Below are 22336 nucleotides of genomic sequence, written 5' to 3' on the forward strand. Positions count from 1 at the left end.
GTCACGTTCCGGCAGGTCACCGCGAAGTCTAGCTTATGCAGAGCCGGGCCCATGCCCGGCTGCATCCGGCAAATGGCGGCCGAGCATGGCTCGGCCCTACAGGCGTGGTTTACCAGTCCAGCTGCTTCGGCAGCAGGCCCTGCAGCTCCTGCTCGGTCAGGTTGCGCCACTGGCCCGGCTTCAGCGCGCCGATCTTGATGTTGTCGATGCGCACACGGCGCAGCTGGGTCACGCGATAGCCGAACTCAGCGGCCATCAGTCGGATCTGCCGGTTCAGGCCCTGCTGCAGGGTGATGCGGAAACCGAACTTGGCGATGCGCGAGGTCTTGCACGGCAGGGTCATCTGGTCGTGGATGCGCACGCCGCGGGCCATGCCGCGCAGGAACTCATCGGTCACCGGCTTGTTCACCGCCACCAGGTATTCCTTCTGGTGGCCGTTCTCGGCGCGCAGGATCTGGTTGACGATGTCGCCGTTGCTGGTCATCAGGATCAGGCCTTCGGACTCCTTGTCCAGGCGGCCGATCGGGAAGATGCGTTGTTCGTGGCCGACGAAGTCGACGATGTTGCCCTTGACCGATGTTTCGGTGGTGCAGGTGACGCCGACCGGCTTGTTCAGCGCGATGTAGACGTGGCGGCGGGTGCCGGGCTTGCGGGCGACGCGGGCGCGCAGCGGCTGGCCGTCGACCAGCACCTGGTCTTCTTCCCCCACCACCGCACCGGTGCCGGCCGGGTGGCCGTTGACGGTGACGCGGCGGGCGGCGATCAGGCGATCGGCCTCGCGGCGGGAGCAGAAGCCGGTGTCGGCGATGTGTTTGTTGAGTCGGGTGGTCATCGCCCTATTATCCGGCATCGCCGCCCGCTGCGCCTCATGCCGGGCCGGGCGGATCGAGCTCTTCACCGTCGAATACACGGTTGCGGCCGGCGCGCTTGGCCACGTACATGGCATGGTCGGCCCGCCGCAGCAGTGCCGCCAGGTCATCCTCGCCCGGCCGCCACTGTGCCAGGCCGATGCTGGCGGTCACCTCCAGCCCCGCTACCTGCAGCGCCTGGCCAGCCTCGGTGATGCGCTGGCGAAGGCGGTCCAGCCGCGCCGATGCCGCCTCACGCGGCATGCCCGGCATCAGCAGCAGGAACTCCTCGCCGCCCATCCGCACCACTTCGTCCTGGCTGCGCACCGCCGTACGCAGGGCCCGCGCAACGGCCACCAGCACCTGGTCGCCAACCGCGTGGCCATGACGGTCGTTGATATCCTTGAACAGGTCGATGTCGAGGAAGCCGATCACCAACGGCCCGCCCTCGCGGTTGACACGCTCCAGATGCCGCGCCAGCTGCTGCAGGCCGGCACGACGGTTGGGCAGGCCGGTCAGGCCATCGGTCTCGGCCAGCTGGCGCAGCTCGTCACGCTGCTGGCGCAAGCGGCCAAGCCGCTGGTTCAGGGCATAGGCCGCCATCATCAGCAGCCAGGTCACCGCCAGCTGCAACGCTTCCACCCGGTATTCCAGCAGCCACTCCGCACCACAGGCATCGGCGATGATCAGCACCAGCATCGGTGCAAGTGCAGCCAGGCCCGCCTGCGCCCAACGGTCTCCGCGCCAGCGCGCCCATATGCCGACCAGCAGTGCCAGGCCACACCCGGACAGATAGGACACCTGCAGGCCCTGTGCGACCCAGGCCAGATGCTCCCAGCGCAGCCACGGCACCAGCCCGGCCAGCGCCATCAGGGTCCACAACACCAGCAGCTGCGCCGGGCGTGATCGAGGCAGCACGCGGTCGCCTCCGTTCAGCCGCCACAGCGCTGGCAGCACCAGCGCCTGCGAGGCCGCGGTCAACGACAGCAGCCACTTCGCGCCCTGCTCCCCCACCGGCAACCAGGGTTCCGGGTAGCCACTGAGCCCACCGAGGACGGCCTGCCACAACACCAGCACGGTGGTGCAGACGATATAGACCAGGAAGCTGCGGTCGCGCGTGGTCAGGAACGCCATCAGCGCCGACAGCGCCAGCGCGATCGCCACCGCGATGCAGGCGGCACGTACCAGCAGGCGCGCGGTATCGTTCTGCTGCACCGGGCTGGGCGCGCCCAGCCGCAGGGTCGGTACCCAGCGTGTTTTCAGCGGCGTCTGCCAGGAAACCAGGAAGGGCTCGTGGCTGCCGGCCGGTGGTACGGCCACCATGCCGATACCAGCACGGAAACGCGAATCGCGGGTACGTGCATCATGCATGTCGCCGCAGATTTCGCGGTCGCCATGCTGGACGCGCACTTCACCGGCAAAGACGTTGAACACATCCAGTGCCTGCGGTTCCCCCGACCAGCCAGCGGGCGGTGCGGGCACCTCGGCCTGCTGGCGGGCGCCGGACAGCATCTGCGGCGTGCACGCACGGTGCGGCGTCGGCTCGTCGGTCGCGCCGCCGACCAGAAGATAATCACGGCCCGACACGGCCTCTGCAGCCTGAAGCGGCCACGGCAACGCCAACCACACCATCAGGACGGCCAGCACCGCTCCTGTTCCATACCGCCACTGCCTGCCGCCCACGCCACGTCCTGTTCCTGCTTACGTCCGCGCCCACTGCGCGTCGCCCCTGGCGCGCATTATCGCAGCCGGGCACGCCGCGCATGTGTAGACCAAAGTCGGCGCCCGCGGTTCAGCCAGCGCTGGGCGGCCCCTTCACGGCCACCAGCCGGAACGGCCTCAGGTCCGCCAGGGTCATCCGTTCCAGCGGCTGCGGGCGCTCGATCGCGTAGCCCTGCAGGCCCTGTACGCCAAGCCGGGTCAGCGCACCGGCGACCTCGGCAGTCTCCACCCACTCCGCCACCACTTCCATCTGCAGCTCGCGCCCGAGCTCGCTGATCGCACGCACCGTGGCGTGGCTGACCGGGTCAGTATCCATGTCCCGCACGAAGGCGCCGTCGATCTTCAGGATGTCCGCCGGCAACTGGCGCAGGTAGCCGAAAGAAGACAGGCCGGAGCCGAAGTCGTCCAGTGCCATCCGGCAGCCCCGCGCCTTGACCGCATCGATGAACGCACGGGCCTGGCTGAGGTTGCTGATCGCTGCGGTCTCGGTGATCTCGAAACACAGCTTGGAAGCCAGCGCACGGTTGCGTTCAAGCAGGTCGCAGACGAAGGCAAGGAAACCCGGTTCGGCAATCGACTGGGCAGATACATTGACGTTGCACAGCCCCAACTGGCGGACATGCACCGGGCAGACCTGCAGGTGGCGGAACAGCAGTCCGAGCACATGCCGGTCCAGCGCTACCGCCATGCCATAGCGCTCCACCGCGGGCATGAACTGTCCGGGCAGGTGCAGGCTGCCGTCGGTGCCCCGCATGCGCACCAGCACTTCGTAGTGCAGGTAGGACGGATCGCCAACCCGGGCGATGCGCTGCGCATACAGCAGCATCCGGTTCTCGGCCATCGCCAGGCTGACACCCTGCAGGCGCTCGGCCTCCTGCCGCTGCTCCTCCAGTGCCATGCGGTTCTCGTTGAAGCAGTGCACGCGGTTGCGGCCGGCCTGCTTGGCGGCATAGCAGGCACTGTCGGCAGCGCTCATCAGCCAGTTCACATCGGGTGCGTCGGCGCTGACTTCGACCACGCCGATGCTGCAGCTCAGCTGCGGACTGCCTTCACTGATGGGGAAGGTCGCCTGCCCCAGATTGCGGATCACCCGCTGCAGCACCCGCTTGGCTTCGTCCTGGCTGGCATGGGCAAGGAACACCGCGAACTCATCGGCGCCAAGTCGCCCGACCCAGTCGCCATCACGCACCGCAGCCACCAGGTAGTCGGCAAAGCTGCGCAGCATCTGGTCGCCGGCGGCGTGGCCGAAACTGTCGTTGACCAGCTTGAAGTGGTCAAGATTGATGTAGCACAGCGCATGCGTTCCACCATCGCTGCGCACCTGCAGCAGCGCGCGTTCCAGCAGGCGTTCGATCTCGCGACGGTTGATCAGGCCGGTCAACGGATCATGGCTGGCGTGGTGCTCGATCTCGCGTGCAAGTGCATGGTTCTGGCTGACATCCTCGATGATCGCGAACACCGACAGGCCACCGCCGGCACTGCGCACCCCGGTACCGCTCCAGCGCCCCCAGACCAGGCTGCCGTCACGGCGGCAGAAGCGCAGTTCGCTCGGCCGCAGCTGGCGGTCCCAGTCGATGCGGCCAACGCCGTCGATGACCAGCTCGCCTTCCATCAGCAGATCGCCGAGCGACATCTGCAGCAGCACCTCACGCCGGTAATCGAGGATATCGGCCATCGCCTGGTTGGCTTCGACCACCCTGCCCTCGGTGTCAAGCTTGAGCATGCCGACGTTGGCCTGGTAGAACGCCGCGCGGAAGCGGCTCTCGTGTTCGGTCAGGTCCTTGCCTACCCGGCGCGCGAGGGCCACCGCCATCAGGCTGATCGCCAGCACCGACAGTCCTCCCACCACCAGCGTCGCGATGCGCACCAGGGTGGCCATGCGCAGCAATGCCTGCGAGAACGCCTGCGCCTGCACCTGCAGGCGACGGTCGAGATCACGCAGCTGTTGAAGGTAGCGGTCACGCGCAGCGACCGGCAGCACGCCTTGGCCATGCCGCTGCTGCAGCTCATCCACCAGCCGCTGCACGGCCATCAGGTCGCCATCGGTCTGCCGCCACAGGGCGGTCGCTTCACGGAATGCACCGATGTCGCGTGCATACCGGAACGAGAACACCAGTCGTGGAATATCGGCGGGCGCGTTGCCGCCCCGCAGGAATCCCTGCCGGGCCTTGGCCTCGTCCGGCTCGGCCTGCTCCAGTGCCAGCCGCGCCTGCAGATCCCCCATGGGCACCTGCAGGGCCCGGCGCGCATCGTCCAGGTCCTGGGCATCACCACGCGCCAGGTAGCGGCTGAGTGCGGCGGTCGCATCCTGCTGCCCCCGCGACCAGTACCCCTGGCCAGCAATCCAGGCGGTGGAAGCCGCCTGCAGTTCCTGGATCAAGGCGGACAGTGCGACCAGTCCAATCGCCATGCCCGTCAACAACGCAAACCGCAGTCCCAGGCCACGGGTCATCGGCACCCGCCGGCTCTGTTGGTCAGTGCCACTCCTACCCATCCCGGATCCCCCCGAATGTGATGCGGTGACAACCTCCTTTGGAACCGGCTCAGCCTAGGACCGGGAATGTGTTGGCCATGCGAAAAGGGGACGGAGGGGATTAACTCGTTTTCGGCATAAGCGCCCCGGCCAGCCATTCACGACTTAATCCCCTCCGTCCCCTTTTCCAGCCCCATAACGCACAACGCCAGCCCGGAGGCTGGCGTTGTCATGGCTGCGGTACGGATCAGTAGCTGCGCGGACCGCGCGGCTTGAAGCCGTCACGACGCGGCGGGCGGCTGTCGCGGTCACCGCCGCGGTCGCCGCCGTGGCCACCCGGGCCACCCGGACCACCACGACGCGGGCCACCCGGGCCGCCCGGACCACGCTTGTCGAAGCGCGGCTTGAACGGACGCGGGGCCGGGTTGGTGTCTTCACCCGGGGCCAGCGCACGCATCTGCAGCTGCTGGCCGGACACCCACACCTTCTGCAGGTGCGACAGCACGTCCGGCGGCATCTGCGCCGGCAGGTCCAGCAGCGAGAAGTCGTCGTGGATGTCGATGCGGCCGATGAAGCGGCTTTCCAGGCCGGCTTCGTTGGCGATGGCACCGACGATGTTGGCCGGCTTCACGCCATGCTGGTGGCCCACCGAAATGCGGTAGGTCTCCATGCCCTGCTCCGGTGCACCACGCGGCGGAACCTCGCGGCGCGGACGCTGCTCGAAACCACCTTCGGCGTCGTCACGGCGCGGGCCGCGCTCGAAACGCGGGCCGCGCTCGTTGCGGTCGAAGCGATCGCCGCGTTCCGGGCGGTCGCCACGGTCGAAGCGCTCGCGCGGCGCGCGCTCTTCACGCGGGGCACGCACCGGCGGCTGCAGCAGGAACGGGGTATCGCCCTGCAGCATCTTCGCCAGCGCGGCGGCCACTTCGATGGCCGGCACGTTCTGCTCGTTCTCGAAGCGCTCCAGCAGCTGGCGGTAGAAGTCCAGGCCACCGGCACCCAAGGTTTCGGTGATGCGCGAGGTGAACTTGTTGATGCGGGTGTCGTTGACCGCTTCCACGCTCGGCAACTGCATCTCTTCGATCGGCTGGCGGGTGGCGCGCTCGATCTGGCGCAGCATCCCCTTCTCGCGCGGGGTGGCGAACAGGATCGCCTCACCGCTGCGGCCGGCACGGCCGGTACGGCCGATGCGGTGCACGTAGCTTTCGGTGTCGTACGGGATGTCGTAGTTCAGCACGTGGCTGATGCGCTCCACGTCCAGGCCGCGCGCGGCCACGTCGGTGGCGACCAGGATGTCCAGCTTGCCTTCCTTCAGCATGGCGATGGTGCGCTCACGCTGGGCCTGCTGCATGTCACCGTTGATGGCGGCAGCGGCCAGGCCACGGGCCTGCAGCTTGCTGGCCAGCTCTTCGGTGCCGGCCTTGGTACGCGCGAAGATGATCATCGCGTCGAACGGCTCCACTTCCAGGATGCGGGTCAGCGCATCCAGCTTGTGCATGCCGCTCACCCACCAGTAACGCTGGCGGATGTTGGCCGAGGTGGTGGTCTTGGCCGCGATGGTCACTTCCACCGGGTCCTGCAGGTAGGTCTGCGCGATGCGGCGGATCTGCGGCGGCATGGTGGCCGAGAACAGGGCCACCTGGCGCTGCTCCGGCAGCTTCTTCAGCACGGCTTCGACGTCGTCGATGAAGCCCATGCGCAGCATTTCATCGGCTTCGTCCAGCACCAGGGTTTTCAGCTCGGACAGGTCCAGGGTGCTGCGGTCCAGGTGGTCGATCACGCGGCCGGGGGTACCGACCACGATGTGCACACCACGGCGCAGGGCCGACAGCTGCTGGCCGTACGGCTGGCCGCCGTACACCGGCAGCACGCGGAAGCCCGGAATCTTCGACGAATAGGACTGGAACGCCTCGGCAACCTGGATGGCCAGTTCGCGCGTCGGCGCCAGGATCAGGGCCTGCGGCTTGATCTGCTGCAGGTCGATGTTGGACAGTACCGGCAGTGCGAACGCTGCGGTCTTGCCGGTGCCGGTCTGGGCCTGGCCCAGCACGTCGCGGCCTTCCAGCATCGCCGGGATGGTGGCAGCCTGGATCGGCGACGGGGTTTCATAGCCAATGGCGGTGACCGCCTGCATCACGGGCTCGGACAGGCCGAGCTGCGCAAACTGCAGCGGCGCTTGGGAATCTTGGGACATGGGGAACTCCGAAGGCACTGCCGTCTTCCTGGCAGTGCGACAAAAAGGTGATGGTCCGCGCTTTGGGCGCCCTTCTTATCGCGTGCCCTGGCGCTGCTCGGTCGGAGGAGATTTCACTCGCTCAGAGTGGAATGATACCGCATTGATGCTGAACGAGGCGTACAGCTTGCCGTGCGCGTGCCGTCATGCCCCGCGCTGGCGCACAATACGCGCCCTCGTCCCCGGCCCGGCCGCTGGCTCGCGCCCCTTCCCAGGAAACCCGTTCCATGCAGATTCTCGAATTCGACCTCGACGGTGACTACGTCGAACTCAAGCAGCTGCTGAAGCTGGCCGACCTGGTCACCAGTGGCGGCGAAGCAAAGATGGTCATCGGTGACGGCCAGGTACGGGTCGATGGCGAAGTTGAACTGCGCAAGGCCTGCAAGATCCGCGCAGGCCAGGTGGTGGAATTCGCCGACAGCCAGATCCGGGTGCTGGCCGTCGGCTGATCTGAACGGGTTCAGGCCACGCGCTGGGTCAGGTGCGAGGCGATCAGCTGCCTGAACGGAGCCACGCCCTGCGCCAGACGCAGACCGGCCGCCCGCAGCAGGCGCGCCGGGCGGCGGTCGTCGGTGTACAGGCTGGCGATCGCGTTGGTGGCCTCGTACAGCGGCCGCGACGCCAGCCGATGACCGCGCTGGTAGCTGGCCAGCATGCCCGCGGCGGCGATATCGGCACCGCGTCGCTGCTGCGCGACGATGCCCTGCGCCAGCCGCTGCGCGCTGGCCAGGCCCAGGTTGAAGCCATGTGCAGTGACCGGGTGCATGCCCACCGCGGCATCGCCGACCAGCGCTGAACGCTCGCCGACGAAGCGGTGCGCGTACACCCCCACCAACGGATACGCCTGCGGCGTGGCCACCGGCTGCATCCGGCCAAGGCGGTGCTCGAAGCAGGCACTGACGGCCTCACCAAAGGCCACTTCGTCCATCGCCAGCAGCTCCTCGATCTGCCGCGGCGGCAGCGTGATCACCGCCGATGCCTGGCCCTCGTTGAGCGGCAGCAGCGCCATGGTGCGGCCGTAACCGAACCACTCCCACGCGGTGTGGTGATGATCGCGCTCAACCTGCATGCGGCAGACCAGCATCGACTTGCCGAAGTCGCGCATCTGCGCGCCGATGCCGAGCATGCGGCGGGTGGCGGAGAAGCGGCTGTCGGCGGCAACCAGCAGGCGCGCATGCAACTGGCTGCCGTCATCGAGCTTGACCACGTGGCCCTGCGCGTCGGCCTGCACGCCCAGCACCTTGCGCCCGTCGAACAGCTCCAGGCGGTCCTGGCCCTGCACCGCATCCCACGCGGCGCGGCGGATCAGATGGTTGGGTACCAGCCAACCCAGCGGCTGGCCATCGACCTGGCTGCTGGCGAAGGTCAGCGCGAACGGCGAGCCACCATTCATCACCCTGGCATCGCGCAGTTCGGCAACTTCGGCGTGCGGCAGGCGCTGCCACAGCCCCAGTTGCTCCATGCTCTGCCGCGAGGCGTGGGTCAGCGCGATCTCGCGGCCATCGAAGGCGGCCTCGGCCAAGGCCTGGCGCGGCTGGACGTCGACCAGCCCGACCTGCAGGCCGCTGCCGGCCAGCGCGCGCGCGAAGCACAGGCCTGCCGGCCCGGCACCGACCACCACCACGTCCATCCTGCGCATGCGCGCCTCCTGCCGTTGATTCAGTCCGCGCCAGCATAGCGCCGCGCACCTGAGCGGCCTTGATCTGGATCAGGCCCGGGTCACAACAGCGCGAACACCAGCGCCAGGATCGACAGCAGCGACACCAGCCACACCAGGCTGCGCACGTAGGGCACGCCTGCGGCATACAACGGCAGGTAGACCACGCGCGCCCAGAAGTAGGCCTGCGCGGCCAGCGCGGTGGTGTCGTTGCCGCGCCCGGCCAGCACGACTGCGATCGCCGCGGCGGCGAAGAACGGGAACGTCTCCAGGAAGTTGGCCTGGGCCCGCTGCAGGCGACCGGCCAGCGCGCTGAGCGGCTTTACATCGCCATCCCGCGCCGAGGCATTCCACTTCATTCCCCGTTCGCGGGTGACCACGGTGGAGGTGGCGAAGATGCAGACAAAACCCAGCAGCACCGACCAGGCCAGCATCGTCAGTTCAGTTGCCATCGATCATATCCTCATGGCGCCGACGCGCGCAGGCTGTAGCCGGCCAGGCGCCACACCTGGTCTTCGTCGAACCGGAACGAGACCAGCTCGCGCACCGGCTGCGCGCTGTTGGCGAAACGGGTCGGGAAACTGACGTTGATGTACAGCCCTTCCGGCACGGCGGCACCGGCGCTGTACTTGACCCGGGTGATGGTCGGCTGGCCACGCCCGGCCAGCGCCCCCAGGCGCGCGCGTTCGGTGGTCAACTGGCTGACGAAGGCGGCCTTCGGCACCGCACGGCGCGCGACGGCAGAGGCGCCATCCCACAATTCGCCAGCGCGGTTGGCATCAACCAGCTGCGCGGCCTTCACCGCCGCCGCGCCAATTTCAGCGTCCTGCTTCTGCACCTGCGCCTGCTGCGCAGCGGTCAACGCCGGAGCGCCTGCGGTGGCCGGTTTCGCAGCCGCTGGCGATGCCGGTGCAGGCCGCGCCGGTGCCGGTGCAGGCGTGCTCGGCGCAGGAACCTGCGCCAACGCGGTCAGGGGCAGCAGGGACAGCAGCAGGAGCACGCGCTTCATGGACACCGCCGGTTCTCGGGAAAGAACCGCAGTCTACGCCAGCGCGGTGATCTGTCCGTCAGCGCGCGTTGGCGCTGCCTTCCACCGCGGCGGCATCGGCCTGCGCGGCAGGCGTGCCGGTGTCTGCCGGCGCCTGTTCGGCCACCGGCGACGGCTCCGACGGTGCCGGTGGCAGCGTCGCCACGTCGATCTCCGACAGAGGGCTTTCTTCCGGGCACACCGCATCCGGGAACCCGAAGCGCTGCTTCAGCGCCTGGCCGCAGCTGTTGATCGATTCCATGTCGGCGCCTTCGCGCTTGCACTGCTGGTCGAAAGCGATCAGGAACGCATCCTTGCGCTGCACGAAATCATCGCCGCAGGCCCGCATCTGCTTGATCCGTTCCAGATCGTCCTGCACCGCGTTGGTGCCATCCAGGCCGTACTGGCGCAGCTCGTCCGGGGTCAACAGGCGCAGGCTGCGGTTGGGCACGGTCATCATCAGGTCGGCTACGCCCACCGCCACGCCGTTGCGCTGCAGGTAGTCCTTCACGTTGTCGTAGACCTCGTGCAGCTCGCGGTTGAGTTCCGCGCGCGAGGTGGCCTTGGAACTGATGCGCATCATGCGATGGATGCCGACCTTGCCCGACAGCAGGCGGTTGTCACCGGCGGCCAGCACGAACACGCAGGCGCTGTGGCAGATCGAACCTTCGCGTACCCAGATGGTCCAGCCCGATTCACCGATGCTGTCGCCGGCGACGATCGCCGATTCCACCTGGCCGCCACTGGAGTCCAGGTCGAGGATGCGCTTGTGGATCTTCTGTCCGTCAGCAACCACGGCCAACCGCCACATCATCTCGGCGAAGCCCGGATTGATCTTGCCGGCGTAGCGCACGCGCATCAGGCCGCGCTCGGCACACGGCGCCAGCGCCTGGCCGATCTGCTCGCGCTGCAGGCCTTCCAGCTCGACACCGTCGCCCGCATCGCCGGCATATTCGGTGCCGCAGCTGACCCAGGCGCGACCATTCTCCAGCTGCGCCTGCGGCCACGGCCGATCCGCCCGGCTGCGCGGCGGTGCCGGCGGTGGCGGCGCATCGGCGGCATTGATCGACACCATGTTCTCGCCATCGCTGGCCGGCGCCCGCGCCGCCTTGTCGGCAGCAGTCACATTGCCCGGATTCTCCAGCTGGCTGCAGCCCGCCAGGGCCAGGCACAACAGGGGCAACCAGCGGAGTTTGGCGGACATCGGGCAACCGGATTTCAAGGGAGCAAGGGCCACAGTCTACCCGTCCAGCGCGCGCATTCAGCGCGTGGCACTGAACCCCTTCTGACCCTCTGGTTCCATCCTTTTCATTACAGCGTCCCCCACCACTCCATCCACGCATGGCGTGGATCTACCGTGTCGACCAAGGTCGACACCCACCAACAGCAACGCAGAACGCCGTTCCGACGGATCGCGGGCAACTGTCGAAGGCGGGGTGGGTCCGGTTGCGGGGGCGTGAGCCGCATGGATGCGGCGACCGAGCCTACATGGACGTATTTACGGCGTCCCCCGCAACCGGCCCCCCCCGCCATCCCACGGTTGCCCGGCTTTTGACGTTGACGTTGATTCGGCGGGTGCAGGGCGCAGCCCTGCCGAACCCCCTTCAGCATCCATGTCCGAATGTGGCGAGTATCGCCGCCCCCACAGGCCTAGACTGGGGCCATGGACACCGCCCTCGCCCTCGACACCGCCGCCTGCGACCGCGCCCGACTGGCCCGTGACGCACGCTTCGACGGCGTGTTCTTCACCGCCGTGCGCAGCACCGGCATCTACTGCCGCCCTGTCTGCCCGGCGCCGCCGCCGAAACCACGCAACATCACCTACTACCCGACCGCCGCCGCGGCCGCTGCCGCCGGTTACCGCCCCTGCCTGCGCTGCCGCCCGGAACTGGCGCCACAGGCCCAGCAGGCCCTCGCCGGGCAGACCGTACAGCGCGCCTTGGCCATCATCCATGGCGGCTTCCTGCAGGAGCAACCGGTAGCGGACCTGGCGCAGAAGATCGGACTCAGCGCGCGCCAGCTGCAGCGCCTGTTCGTCGAACATCTCGGCGCAACACCCGGGCAGATCCATGCCACCCACCGCCTGCTGCTGGCCAAGCAGCTGCTGACCGAAACCACGCTGCCGGTGACCGACGTCGCGCTGGCCGCCGGCTACAACAGCCTGCGTCGTTTCAATACCGCGTTCCTGCAGGGCTGTGGCATGGCGCCGACCGCGCTGCGCCGCCAGCATCAACCGTTGGCAGCCGATGATGGCGGCCTGGTGCTGCGCCTGGTGTATCGCCCGCCACTGGATTTCCCACGCATGCTGGCGTTCCTGCGCAAGCGCAGCCTGCCCGGCATCGAGCTGATCGGCGAAGACAGCTACCAGCGCGTGCTCGGCACACCCGAACGCCCCACGCTGCTGCGCGTCACCGCCGACCCGAAACGGCCGGAACTTCGCCTGCAGCTGGGTGCCGTCGATCCACGCCTGATCCCCGACATCGTGCGCCGGGTACGTCGCGTGTTCGACCTCGATGCCGATCTGCAGCAGGTCCACGCAGCCCTGGGCGAGGAACCGCTGCTGGCACGCGGCATTGCCGAACGCCCGGGCCTGCGCGTTCCGGGCGGCTGGGATGGCTTCGAGGTCGGCGTACGCGCCGTGCTCGGCCAGCAGGTCAGCGTCGCCGCCGCCACTACCTTTGCGCGGCGTCTGGTGGATGCGTACGGCGCGCATCTGCCGGGCATGCCTTCCGAGTTCGATCGCCAGTTCCCGGCGCCCGAGGTACTGGCCGAGGCACCGCTGGAATCGATCGGCCTGCCGCGCAGCCGCGCCGCCACCGTGCGTGCGCTGGCCGCTGCGTGTGCCAGTGGCCAGCTCGACTTCGGTCCCGGCCAGGCGCTCGAAGAATTCGTTGCGCGCTGTGTTGCACTGCCCGGCATCGGCCCGTGGACCGCGCAGTACATTGCCCTGCGCGGACTTGGCCAGCCCGATGCCTTCCCCGCCGGTGACCTGGTGCTGCAGCAGGTCCTCGGCCACGCGCAGGGCCAGCGCCTGAGCGAGCGTGCAACCGAAGCCCGCTCGCAATCGTGGCGCCCGTGGCGCGCCTACGCCGTGCTGCACCTGTGGCACCTGTCCGGCACTTTCGTTGGAGAACCGACATGACCCTGTTGTTCGATCGTTTCGACAGCCCTATCGGTGTGCTGACCATCGCCGGTGACGAGCGTGGGCTGTCACATGTGCTGTTCCCGGAGAACCGCCATCCGGCACGCGGCCGCGACGGCTGGCATTACGCGCCGGATGCTTTGCCGGAAGCGCGCGACCAACTGCTGCAGTTCCTGCACGGCGAGCGCAACCAGTTCGACCTGCAGCTGGCGCCACGTGGCACCCCGTTCCAGCTACGCGTGTGGCAGGCGCTGGCGCTGATCCCGTTTGGCCGGACCTGGAGTTACCTTCAGCTGGCGCAGCACCTGGGCCAACCCAGCGCGACCCGCGCGGTGGGCGCGGCGAACGGCCGCAATCCGCTGCCGATCATCCTGCCCTGCCATCGTGTGATCGGCAGCAACGGCGCGCTGACCGGTTTCGGCGGCGGGCTGGAAACCAAGGCCGCGCTGTTGCTGCTGGAACAACGCCAGGCACCGCTGTTCGCCTGAGAGTTGCTGGCCGGGCGGCGCCCGGCACCCGCAGAAGCAACGGCAACGGCCGAAGCAACAGCAGGATTCCGTGGGATGCCGTGGTGGGTCCGGTTGCGGGGGACGCCGTGAACCCTTCCATGAAGTGACCCCCGGGAGTTGGACGCCAGATCCAACCCCGAGGGATACATGAACAGATACGACGCGCGTTTCAAACTGCAGGTCGCCAAAGAGGCCTGCAAGACCTCCACATCGGTCAAAGCCGTTGCTCGTCGCCACAGCCTGGAGTTCTCCACGGTCAGACGCTGGGTGGCGACCTATCGGCTGCACGGTTGGCGCGGGTTTCACCGCCAGGCCCGGTCCTATGACCTCGCGTTCAAGCTGGCTGTCCTGGAGAAGATGAGCCAGGACGGCATGTCCGGGCGCGAGGCCACCACCTACTTTCAGATTGGTGATGCCGGCGCAGTGGGGCAGTGGCGGCGCCTGTATGCTCAGGGCGGTGCCCAAGCGTTGGCACCGCCCCTGCCGCCGCCCCGAAAGCCGATGAAAAAGACCCGTTCGTCCAAGCCACCTGAGGATATGAGCCGCGATGAGCTGCTCAAGGAAGTCGCCTATCTGCGCGCGGAGACCGACTACCTAAAAAAACTCGATGCCTTGATCCGGGAAGAGCAGGCGGCGCAAGACGCAAAGCGCAAGCCATCCAAGGATTGAGGCAGGTTCATACGCTGTCGCTTCTGCTCGAAGCGGCAGGGCTGTCGCGCAGTACGTTCTATTACCAGAACCATGTCCTGGCCCATCCGGATCAGGACGAGGCAGACCTGCGTGAGCGTATCCGTGCAATCTACGATCAGAGCCAAGGGCGCTATGGCTATCGCACGGTGACGCTGGAACTGGCCAATCAGGGCCATCGGACCAATCACAAGCGGGTACAGCGCCTGATGGGGGAGATGGGCCTGAAATCGCGCGTGCGCGTCAAGCGCTATCGGGCCTTCAAGGGGGCGGCCAATATTGTGGTTGGCAACGATCTCAATCGTGAGTTCCAGGCCGAGCGACCCAATCAGAAGTGGGTGACCGACGTCACCGAGTTCAAGGTGCAGGGCATGAAGCTGTACCTGTCGCCGATCATGGACCTCTACAACGGTGAAATCGTGGCTTATCAGATCAAGCGCCAGCCCGTGTTCGATCTGGTGGGTCAGATGCTGGAGGAGGCCATCAGCAAGCTTTCCCCGGATGAGCGCCCCATGATCCATTCTGACCAGGGCTGGCAGTACCAGCATGAAAACTACCGGCACATGCTGGAAAAGCACTCGTTGAAGCAAAGCATGTCCCGGCGTGGCAACTGTTTGGACAATGCGGCAATGGAGAGCTTTTTCGGAACGTTGAAGTCGGAGTTCTTCTATCTGAACAGCTTTGACAGCATCGAGAGTCTGGAGGCTGGGCTGGTGGAATACATCCAGTACTACAACGAAGAGCGCATCAAACTGAAACTGAAAGGTCTGAGCCCGGTAAAGTACCGGGAGCAGGCCCAATCGGCCGCCTGACCCCGTCCAAGTCTCGGGGGGCACTTCACCATGGGGGCTTGGCCGCGGCATCCATGCCGCGGACACCCCCGCAACCGGACCCACCACGCCTTCGACAGGTTCCTGCGATCCGTCGGGATGGCCTACTGAGCGGTGGCTGGTAGGTGTCGACCTTGGTCGACACGGTAGATCCACGCCATGCGTGGATGGAAGCATCTGTAATCTGTCTGGAGAAGAGCCCCCTTGTTGTTGAAGGGGGCGCGCCGACAGGCGCGGGGATAAGGAAAAATGCGCGGACACGCTGCGTCCTTCGGCGCAACGTGTCTTGGGCCGGTCATTGCACCGGCTTATCATGCGTGGATGACTTCCGTACGCCTGACCTGCGCGCTGGCGCTGCTGCTGCCATTGGCCGCCTGCACCACCGCGCCCGCCCCTTCTGCCTCTGTTCCCACCACTGCTGCAACAGCTGCACCGCCGAAGCTGCTTCTGATCTCGATTGACGGCCTGCGCGCCGATGCGCTCGATCGCGGCCTGACACCGAACCTGCAGCGACTGATCGACGGCGGGGTACGCGCGCGCTGGATGACGCCGTCGTACCCCTCCCTGACCTTCCCCAACCACTACACCATCGTCACCGGCCTGCGCCCGGACCACCACGGCATCGTCAACAACAGCATGGACGATGCAGCACTGGGACGTTTCGAACTGAGCAACCGCGAGGCGGTCACCACCAGTGGCTGGTGGGGCGGTGAGCCGATCTGGGTCAGCGCCGAGAACGTCGGCGTGCGCACCGCCACCACCTCGTGGCCGGGCAGCGAGTCGGAAATCCGCGGCGTGCGCCCGAGCCAGTGGCGCGTCTATGACGGGCAGGAGCCGCTGGAGCAGCGCGCCGGCGTCGTGCTCGACTGGCTGGCGCAGACCGATGCCGATGCGCCGCGACTGACCACGCTGTACATGGAACACGTGGACAAGGCCGGCCATCACTACGGCCCGGATTCGAAGCAGTACGCCGACGCCATCGTGCGTGCCGACCAGATCATCGGGCAGGTGCTGGACGGCCTGCGGCAGCGTGGGCTGGCATCCACCACCAACGTGATCGTGGTGTCTGACCATGGCATGGCCAGCGTGGCCGATGGCCACGTGATCGCGACCGAATCGATGGTCGATCCGGCCATCGCGCGCAATGTCAGCCAGGGCCAATCCGTAGGGTTCGCCCCTCTGCCCGGCCGTGAAACGGATGCCGAGCGCGCGCTGCTTGGCCGCCATGCGCATTACGAATGCTGGAAGAAGGAAAGCCTGCCACCGCGCTGGCATTACGGTACGCACCCGCGGGTTCCGGACATCGTCTGCGCCATGGATGAAGGCTGGGATGCGCTGCACCGCGAAAAGATCGCCAAGCGCGCCAAGCAGGAGCGGGGTTCGCATGGCTACGACAATGCGCTGCCGTCGATGCGTGCGGTGTTCGTGGCCGGCGGCCCGTCGTTCCGCCAGGGCCTGGTGATCGAGGGCTTCGACAACGTGGATGTCTACCCGCTGCTGGCCCACCTGCTGCAGGTGCCGGCTGCACCGAATGATGGCAATCCGGAAACGCTGAAGCAGACCCTGCGTTGATCGAATGTCTCCGCCGGGCATGGCCCGGCGCTACCGCGCCAATGTGGGTAGTGCCGGCCCACGGCCGGCGGACGCGGCGGCCCGGACGACACGCATAAAAAAACGCGGCGCCAGGCGCCGCGTTTTCTTTGGACTCATCACCGGCCGTATCAGGCCTTGGCGACGGCCTTCTTCGCCACGGCCTTCCTCGCCGGAGCCTTGGCCACGGTCTTCTTGGCAACCGGGGCGGCGGCGCCTACGGCGACCTTGCTCGCGGTATGCGAACGGGCGTTGCCGTAGCTGGCGTTGTAACGCTTGCCCTTGGCGGTCTTGCGGTCACCCTTACCCATGTCTTCAACTCCTCAAGTGTGAAATCTGGTTACCCCGTACTGACACGGGTTCGGCGGGGCCGCCTTGCTGGGCGCCCCCGCGCACGATCGAAAATCCTATCACGGAGCGCCTAGTGCGCGCAGCTGGCGTCGTGCACGTGACCGTGGTTGAGGCGCAGGTTGACCAGGTGGGCCACGCCCACCAGCAGGCCGCCGATGGTCATCACCACCGCGTGCGGCACCGCGTTGTGGTGCAGCGGGTCGTACAGCACGCCCGCCCACAGCGCGACCAGGCCGGGAATCAGGAAGCCCAGCGCGCGCAACGCACCATGGCGGCGGTAGCCCCAGACCAGGCTGAACAGACCCAGCAGGGTCACGAACACCACCAGCGCCTGCTCCACGCCGTCGCTCAGCCAGAACGACAGGCCCAGCGACGGCGCCGCCGCCAGCAACACGGGGATCACCGCGCAGTGCACCGCGCACAGCATCGAACCAGTGGCACCGAAACGGTCGAGCAGGTGGCGCAGGCGTGAGGACAGGGACATGACTTCCAGCAGGGTCGGCGAATCGTTATGGAATAATATAACATCCATTCCCGACCCGCACGGTTTCCCTCCCCCTGTCCCGCTGACGGGATTCGTGCGCCCAGCGATTGATATACAGTAACAAAGGACTTCTTCATGCCCACCCACACCCCGCGGCTCAAGCCGCATTCCCTGGCCCTGGCTCTGGCCACCCTGCTGCCGTCCATTGCCTTTGCAGCCGGCCAGGACACCTCCCATCGTGACCGCCACCTGACTGAACTGTCGTCGGTGCAGGTGACTGCTTCGCCGCTGCAGGGCGATGCAGAATCCCTGGCACGCCCGGTTGACGTGCTGGCTGGCGAGCGCCTGGACGAGCAGAAGGCCGGTACCCTCGGCGACACCGTGGCCAAGCTGCCGGGTGTGCAGAGCACCTTCTTCGGCCCCGGCGTCGGCCGCCCGATCATCCGCGGCCAGGAAGGCCCGCGCGTGGCCGTGCTCTCCAACGGCATGGGCAACATGGATGCATCCACCGTCAGTGCGGACCATGCCACCAGCATCGAGCCGTTCCTCGCTGACCAGATCGAAGTGCTGAAGGGGCCGGCCACGCTGCTGTTCGGCAGCGGTGCCATCGGTGGTGCGGTCAATGTGGTCGACGGCCGCATCGCGCGTGAGCTGCCCGAGCGCCCGCTCAGCGGCCGCGCCGAGCTGCGTGGCAATTCGGTGAACAACGAGCGCAGCGGCATGTTCCGCCTCGATGGCGTCACCGGCAATGTCGTGCTTCATGTGGACGGCCTGGTACGCAATGGCGACGACTACCGCATTCCCGGCTATGCGGTGATCGACAGCCTGGAAGACCACCACGACGACCACGACCACGCGGGCGAGGAGGGCGAAGAGCCGCGCCGCGGCCGCCTCGACAACAGCTCCATCCGTACCCGCGCCGGTGGCGTCGGCGCGACCTGGCTGGGCGACGGCGGCTACTTCGGCGTGTCGGCCAGCACCTACCGCACCAACTACGGCATTCCCAACGGAGCGCACGTGCACGCCGATGGCGACGATCACGGCCATGACCACGGCCACGACCATGGCGACGAAGAGGAAGGCGGCGACGAGCATGACGTGCGCATCGACATGGTGCAGAACCGCTTCGAGACCAAGGCTGGCATCTACAACCCGGTCTCCTTCCTGAAGAACATCAACGCACGCGTGGCCTACACCGACTACGAGCACGTGGAACTGGAGGCCGGCACGCCCTCCACCCGCTTCACCAACCGTGGCATCGAGGCACGCCTGGAAGCGGTGCAACAGCAGATCGGCGGCTGGGATGGCGCGTTCGGCCTGCAGTTCGGCAACAGTGATTTCGGCGCCAAGGGTGAAGAGGCGTTCGTACCGGATACCGGTACGAAGAACATCGGCCTGTTCGTGCTGCAGGAAAAGCAGTTCGGCCCGTTCAAGCTGGAACTGGGCGGCCGCCACGATCAGGTCAAGCTGGACCCGACCGGTGACTACCGCCGTCGCACGTTCGGCGCCACCAACCTGTCTGCCGCTGGCATCTGGAAGCTCAACGATGCCGTTGATCTGCGCATCGGCGTGGACAGCTCCGAGCGTGCACCGACCAACGAAGAGCTGTATGCCGCCGGCGCGCACATCGCCACCCGCTCGCTGGAAATCGGCGATGCCAACCTGAAGACCGAGCGCGGCCAGCGCGTCGAACTGGGTATCCACACCCACAGCGAACGCCTGGACTTCTCGGCGTCGGTCTATCAGACGAAGTTCAAGGACTTCATCTACCTGGCCGACACCGGCGTAACCGAAGGCCTGCCGGTTCGTGCATGGACCCAGCAGGACGCGGTGTTCCGCGGTGCCGAGGCCGAAGCGCTGGTACACCTGTTCGAGGGCGGCGCCGGTGACTGGGATCTGCGCCTGTTCGGTGACTACGTGAAGGCCAAGCTGGATGGCAGCGGCAGCCGCAACCTGGACATCGCCGTGCCGCATGGCGACCACACCCACAACTACAGCGTGGAACTGGCCAACACCGGCTACCTGCCCCGCATCGCCCCGGCCCGCATCGGTGCCGACCTGCGCTGGTCGAAGGATGGCTGGCGCGCTTCGGTCGGTGCGGTGCGTTACAGCCGCCAGAAGGACGTCGCGCAGAACGAGGAGCCGAGCAACGGCTACACCCTGGTCGATGCGCACCTGGCCTACCGTTGGGATCGCAACGCCAGCAACAGCTACGAAGTCTTCCTGGATGGCAGCAACCTGACCAACCGCGAAGTGCGTCCGCATACCTCGCTGCTGCGCGACTACTCGCCGCTGCCGGGCCGTGGTGTCGCATTCGGCATCCGCGCGTTCTTCTGATCGCGTAGGCGGGGTCGGATCCCTTTCCGCAGGAAAGGGCTCTGACCCCACGTGATCCTACGGGGGCCTTCGGGCCCCCGTTTTCGTTCAGATTCCCACCATCACGTATCCGTCACAAAGATGTGCGTACGACAACAAGCGGACAATCCCGTCACTCAATGTCTCGCCAACCGGACACTAATGTCCGAAAATATACCCATGACTGCCCAACGTGCCGATGCTGCTGCCCGCCGTGCCCTCATCCTCGACGCCGCCGATCATGTGTTCGGCCAACACGGTGTCACCGCCCCGCTGGACCTGGTGGTCGAACGCGCCCAGGTGGGCCGCGCCACCCTGTACCGCAACTTTCCCGACCGCACCGCGCTGATCCAGGCACTGCTGCAGCGTACGGTCGACCGCATCCGGCGCCAGGTCGAACAGCTCGGTGACCGCGACGACGCCCTGTTCGAGGTGTTCGAGGGCATGGCCCAGCGCATCATCGATTCGCCGGCGCTGGCCGATTACTGGCGTGCGGTCGATTCGGACGTGCCGGCCATGCGCACCGCGCGCGAGACCGTGCGCGATCTGCTGGAAGCGCCGATTGAGCGCGCCAAGGCGGCCGGCCTGTGCCGTGCCGACCTGGAGAAGACGGATATTTCACTGATCTCGGGCATGCTGGGCGCGGCCCTGCGCGGCAAGACCCGCGACGAGCGCGCCCACCTGGCCGGGCGCGCCCTGCAGCTGCTGCGCGGGGGTCTCCAGGGAGCAACCAGCGAGGCCCGCTGATGGTCCAGCCGTATCTGAAGCCGGTTCCGGATTGGGAGGAGCACGAGAAGCCGACCATGCCCGGTTCGGCATCGATGCCCTGGCATCCGCCGTATCGGCGCGTGGCCTATGCACTGGTGTCGCTGCTGGTGGCGATCACCGGCGGCCTCGGCAATGCGCTGGTGACCGCCAACCTGCCGTTCCTGCAGGGCCAGCTGGCGCTGACCCCGACCCAGGGCAGCTGGCTGGTGGCGGCCTATGCAATGGTCAACGTCACGGCCAACCTGCTGGCCTTCAAGTTCCGCCAGCAGTACGGCATCCGCCTGTTCGCAGAGATCGGGCTGGGCCTGTATGCGGCGCTGGCGGTGCTGCACCTGTTCGTCGGCAGCTTCGAGACCACGATGCTGACCCGTGCCGCCAGCGGCTTCGCTGGCGCGGCCTGTTCGACCCTGGGCACGCTGTACATGTTGCAGGCGCTGCCGCGGCGGTTCACCGGCAATCTGCTGGTGGTCGGGGTCGGCCTTTCGCAGCTGGCGGTGCCGATCGCCTGGATCGTTTCGCCAGGCCTGGTCGATACCGGCCAGTGGCACCAGCTGTATTCCTTCGAAGCCGGCCTGGCGCTGTGTGCATTTGCAGCCGTGGTGGTGCTGAAGCTGCCGCCCGGCATCCAGATCAAGGCCTTCGAACCGCTGGACTTCCTCACCTTCGCGCTGCTGGCACCGGCGGTCGCGCTGCTGGTGATCGTGCTGGCGCAGGGCTACACGCGCTGGTGGCTCAACACGCCATGGCTGGGCTGGGCACTGGTCGCCTCGATCGTGCTGTCCACCACCGCCTTCATCATCGAGCACTACCGGCGCAATCCGCTGCTGCAGATCCGCTGGCTGTCGAAGCTGCCGGTACTGCACTTCATCGTCGGTGCCTTTCTGATCCGTTTCCTCACCACCGAGCAGTCCTATGGCGTCGTCAACCTGATGCGCACGCTGGGCATGGGGCCTGACCAGATGCGCCCGCTGTTCGTGGTGATACTGGCGGGCGTGGTCACTGGCATCGCCGGAGCATCACTTACCTTCGGCCCGAAGCGGCTGATCCCCCAGCTGCTGATGGCGATCCTGCTGCTGGGCGCCGCCGCCTTCTTCGACCAGCATCGCACCAGCATGGATCGGCCGCACGACTTCTATGCCAGCCAGTTCCTGGCCTCGGTCGGCGCCGGCATGTTCATGGGCCCGTTGATCATGCTCGGCATTTCCGCCGCTCTGAAACAGGGCGTGGATCACATGATCACCTTCCTGGTAACGCTGTCGATCACGCAGACCCTGGGGGGCCTGGCCGGATCGGCGGTGCTGGGTACCTTCCAGCTGCATCGCGAACAGCTGTACTCCAGCGCGCTGACCAGCCAGCTCGACCCGGCCGATCCTGTGGTGGCGCAGCGCCTGCGTATCCAGCAGCAGCTGTACGCTGCCCAGATCACCGATCCGGTGCTGCGCAGCGCGCAGGGCAGCGCGCAGCTGGCGCAGACGACGCGCCGCGAAGCCAACGTGCGCGGCTTCAATGATGTGTTCACGCTGAGTGGCTGGCTGGCCATCGGCTTCCTGTGCTGGTTGCTGCTGTTGTCGGTGCGCACCGCCGTGCTCAAGCAATGGCGCAAGCGCCATCCCACGTCCCCTGCCGTGGCCACGCCGGCCGCGCCCCGCTGAGTCCAACC

Annotated in this window: 18 protein-coding genes; 8 read left to right on the top strand and 10 right to left on the bottom strand. The window is 67.1% G+C overall.

Annotated features, from left to right (window positions below):
• Positions 1 to 109: 109 nt before the first annotated feature.
• From ACZK0Z_RS16195 to ACZK0Z_RS16210, 4 genes are all read right to left on the bottom strand, one after another.
• On the bottom strand, positions 110 to 832 hold the full coding sequence (locus ACZK0Z_RS16195) for a pseudouridine synthase (protein ID WP_012510490.1): 723 nt from the start codon (positions 830 to 832) through the stop codon (positions 110 to 112).
• 34 nt (positions 833 to 866) lie between these two features.
• Positions 867 to 2531 carry a diguanylate cyclase gene (locus tag ACZK0Z_RS16200; protein ID WP_197633224.1) on the bottom strand — a complete coding sequence of 555 codons (1665 nt, stop codon included), beginning with the start codon at positions 2529 to 2531 and terminating at the stop codon, positions 867 to 869.
• Positions 2532 to 2640: 109 nt separating this feature from the next.
• On the bottom strand, positions 2641 to 5064 hold the full coding sequence (locus tag ACZK0Z_RS16205) for a putative bifunctional diguanylate cyclase/phosphodiesterase (RefSeq protein ID WP_478449162.1): 2424 nt from the start codon (positions 5062 to 5064) through the stop codon (positions 2641 to 2643).
• Between the two features lie 226 nt (positions 5065 to 5290).
• Positions 5291 to 7237: a DEAD/DEAH box helicase gene (locus tag ACZK0Z_RS16210; protein WP_049432175.1), complete on the bottom strand. Its 1947-nt coding sequence runs from the start codon at positions 7235 to 7237 to the stop codon at positions 5291 to 5293.
• Positions 7238 to 7503: 266 nt separating this feature from the next.
• On the opposite strand from ACZK0Z_RS16210, the gene ACZK0Z_RS16215 reads away from it, so the two are divergent.
• The gene (locus ACZK0Z_RS16215; protein WP_197633225.1) at positions 7504 to 7725 is read left to right on the top strand and encodes an RNA-binding S4 domain-containing protein; all 222 of its coding nucleotides are present in this window, start codon (positions 7504 to 7506) and stop codon (positions 7723 to 7725) included.
• Between the two features lie 11 nt (positions 7726 to 7736).
• Here ACZK0Z_RS16215 and ubiM read toward each other — a convergent pair whose 3' ends face one another.
• The 4 genes from ubiM to ACZK0Z_RS16235 form a co-directional block, all read right to left on the bottom strand.
• Entirely contained in the window at positions 7737 to 8915 is a 1179-nt protein-coding gene (gene ubiM, locus ACZK0Z_RS16220) for a 5-demethoxyubiquinol-8 5-hydroxylase UbiM (RefSeq protein ID WP_049432178.1), read from the bottom strand.
• A gap of 80 nt (positions 8916 to 8995) precedes the next feature.
• Positions 8996 to 9385 carry an MAPEG family protein gene (locus tag ACZK0Z_RS16225; protein ID WP_197633226.1) on the bottom strand — a complete coding sequence of 130 codons (390 nt, stop codon included), beginning with the start codon at positions 9383 to 9385 and terminating at the stop codon, positions 8996 to 8998.
• Between the two features lie 11 nt (positions 9386 to 9396).
• Positions 9397 to 9942 (bottom strand): DUF4019 domain-containing protein, encoded by a 546-nt coding sequence (locus ACZK0Z_RS16230; protein ID WP_197633227.1) that lies wholly within the window; start codon positions 9940 to 9942, stop codon positions 9397 to 9399.
• A 58-nt stretch (positions 9943 to 10000) separates the two neighbouring features.
• Entirely contained in the window at positions 10001 to 11164 is a 1164-nt protein-coding gene (locus ACZK0Z_RS16235) for a hypothetical protein (RefSeq protein WP_197633228.1), read from the bottom strand.
• 459 nt (positions 11165 to 11623) lie between these two features.
• On the opposite strand from ACZK0Z_RS16235, the gene ACZK0Z_RS16240 reads away from it, so the two are divergent.
• The 4 genes from ACZK0Z_RS16240 to ACZK0Z_RS16255 all read left to right on the top strand — a co-directional run bounded on the left by ACZK0Z_RS16240 (position 11624) and on the right by ACZK0Z_RS16255 (position 16700).
• Positions 11624 to 13102 carry an AlkA N-terminal domain-containing protein gene (locus ACZK0Z_RS16240; RefSeq protein WP_336339799.1) on the top strand — a complete coding sequence of 493 codons (1479 nt, stop codon included), beginning with the start codon at positions 11624 to 11626 and terminating at the stop codon, positions 13100 to 13102.
• Positions 13099 to 13590, top strand: a complete 492-nt coding sequence (locus tag ACZK0Z_RS16245) for a methylated-DNA--[protein]-cysteine S-methyltransferase (RefSeq protein WP_336339800.1) — start codon at positions 13099 to 13101, stop codon at positions 13588 to 13590. Before ACZK0Z_RS16240 ends, ACZK0Z_RS16245 begins: the two co-directional genes overlap by 4 nt.
• A gap of 168 nt (positions 13591 to 13758) precedes the next feature.
• Positions 13759 to 15110 (top strand): IS3 family transposase gene (locus tag ACZK0Z_RS16250; protein WP_197633811.1). Its coding sequence is split into 2 segments (ribosomal slippage): positions 13759 to 14206 and positions 14206 to 15110, totalling 1353 coding nucleotides; the frame shifts between segments, so codons are not numbered across the junction.
• A gap of 339 nt (positions 15111 to 15449) precedes the next feature.
• The gene (locus tag ACZK0Z_RS16255; protein WP_197633687.1) at positions 15450 to 16700 is read left to right on the top strand and encodes an alkaline phosphatase family protein; all 1251 of its coding nucleotides are present in this window, start codon (positions 15450 to 15452) and stop codon (positions 16698 to 16700) included.
• Between the two features lie 149 nt (positions 16701 to 16849).
• On the opposite strand, the gene ACZK0Z_RS16260 is transcribed toward ACZK0Z_RS16255, so the two are convergent.
• On the bottom strand, positions 16850 to 17029 hold the full coding sequence (locus ACZK0Z_RS16260) for a 30S ribosomal protein THX (RefSeq protein WP_197633686.1): 180 nt from the start codon (positions 17027 to 17029) through the stop codon (positions 16850 to 16852).
• 110 nt (positions 17030 to 17139) lie between these two features.
• Positions 17140 to 17553, bottom strand: coding sequence for a MerC domain-containing protein (locus tag ACZK0Z_RS16265; protein ID WP_008264835.1), 414 nt, complete (start codon positions 17551 to 17553; stop codon positions 17140 to 17142).
• A gap of 135 nt (positions 17554 to 17688) precedes the next feature.
• On the opposite strand from ACZK0Z_RS16265, the gene ACZK0Z_RS16270 reads away from it, so the two are divergent.
• The 3 genes from ACZK0Z_RS16270 to ACZK0Z_RS16280 all read left to right on the top strand — a co-directional run bounded on the left by ACZK0Z_RS16270 (position 17689) and on the right by ACZK0Z_RS16280 (position 22328).
• A complete protein-coding gene (locus ACZK0Z_RS16270) occupies positions 17689 to 19890 on the top strand; it encodes a TonB-dependent receptor (protein ID WP_049430295.1) in 2202 nt (733 codons plus the stop codon).
• Positions 19891 to 20088: 198 nt separating this feature from the next.
• Entirely contained in the window at positions 20089 to 20655 is a 567-nt protein-coding gene (locus ACZK0Z_RS16275; protein ID WP_135272812.1) for a TetR/AcrR family transcriptional regulator, read from the top strand.
• A complete protein-coding gene (locus tag ACZK0Z_RS16280) occupies positions 20655 to 22328 on the top strand; it encodes an MFS transporter (protein ID WP_197619948.1) in 1674 nt (557 codons plus the stop codon). The genes ACZK0Z_RS16275 and ACZK0Z_RS16280 overlap by 1 nt, the downstream gene beginning before the upstream one ends.
• Positions 22329 to 22336: the final 8 nt, after the last annotated feature.

Source organism: Stenotrophomonas sp. 116085_Sma (assembly GCF_056479585.1).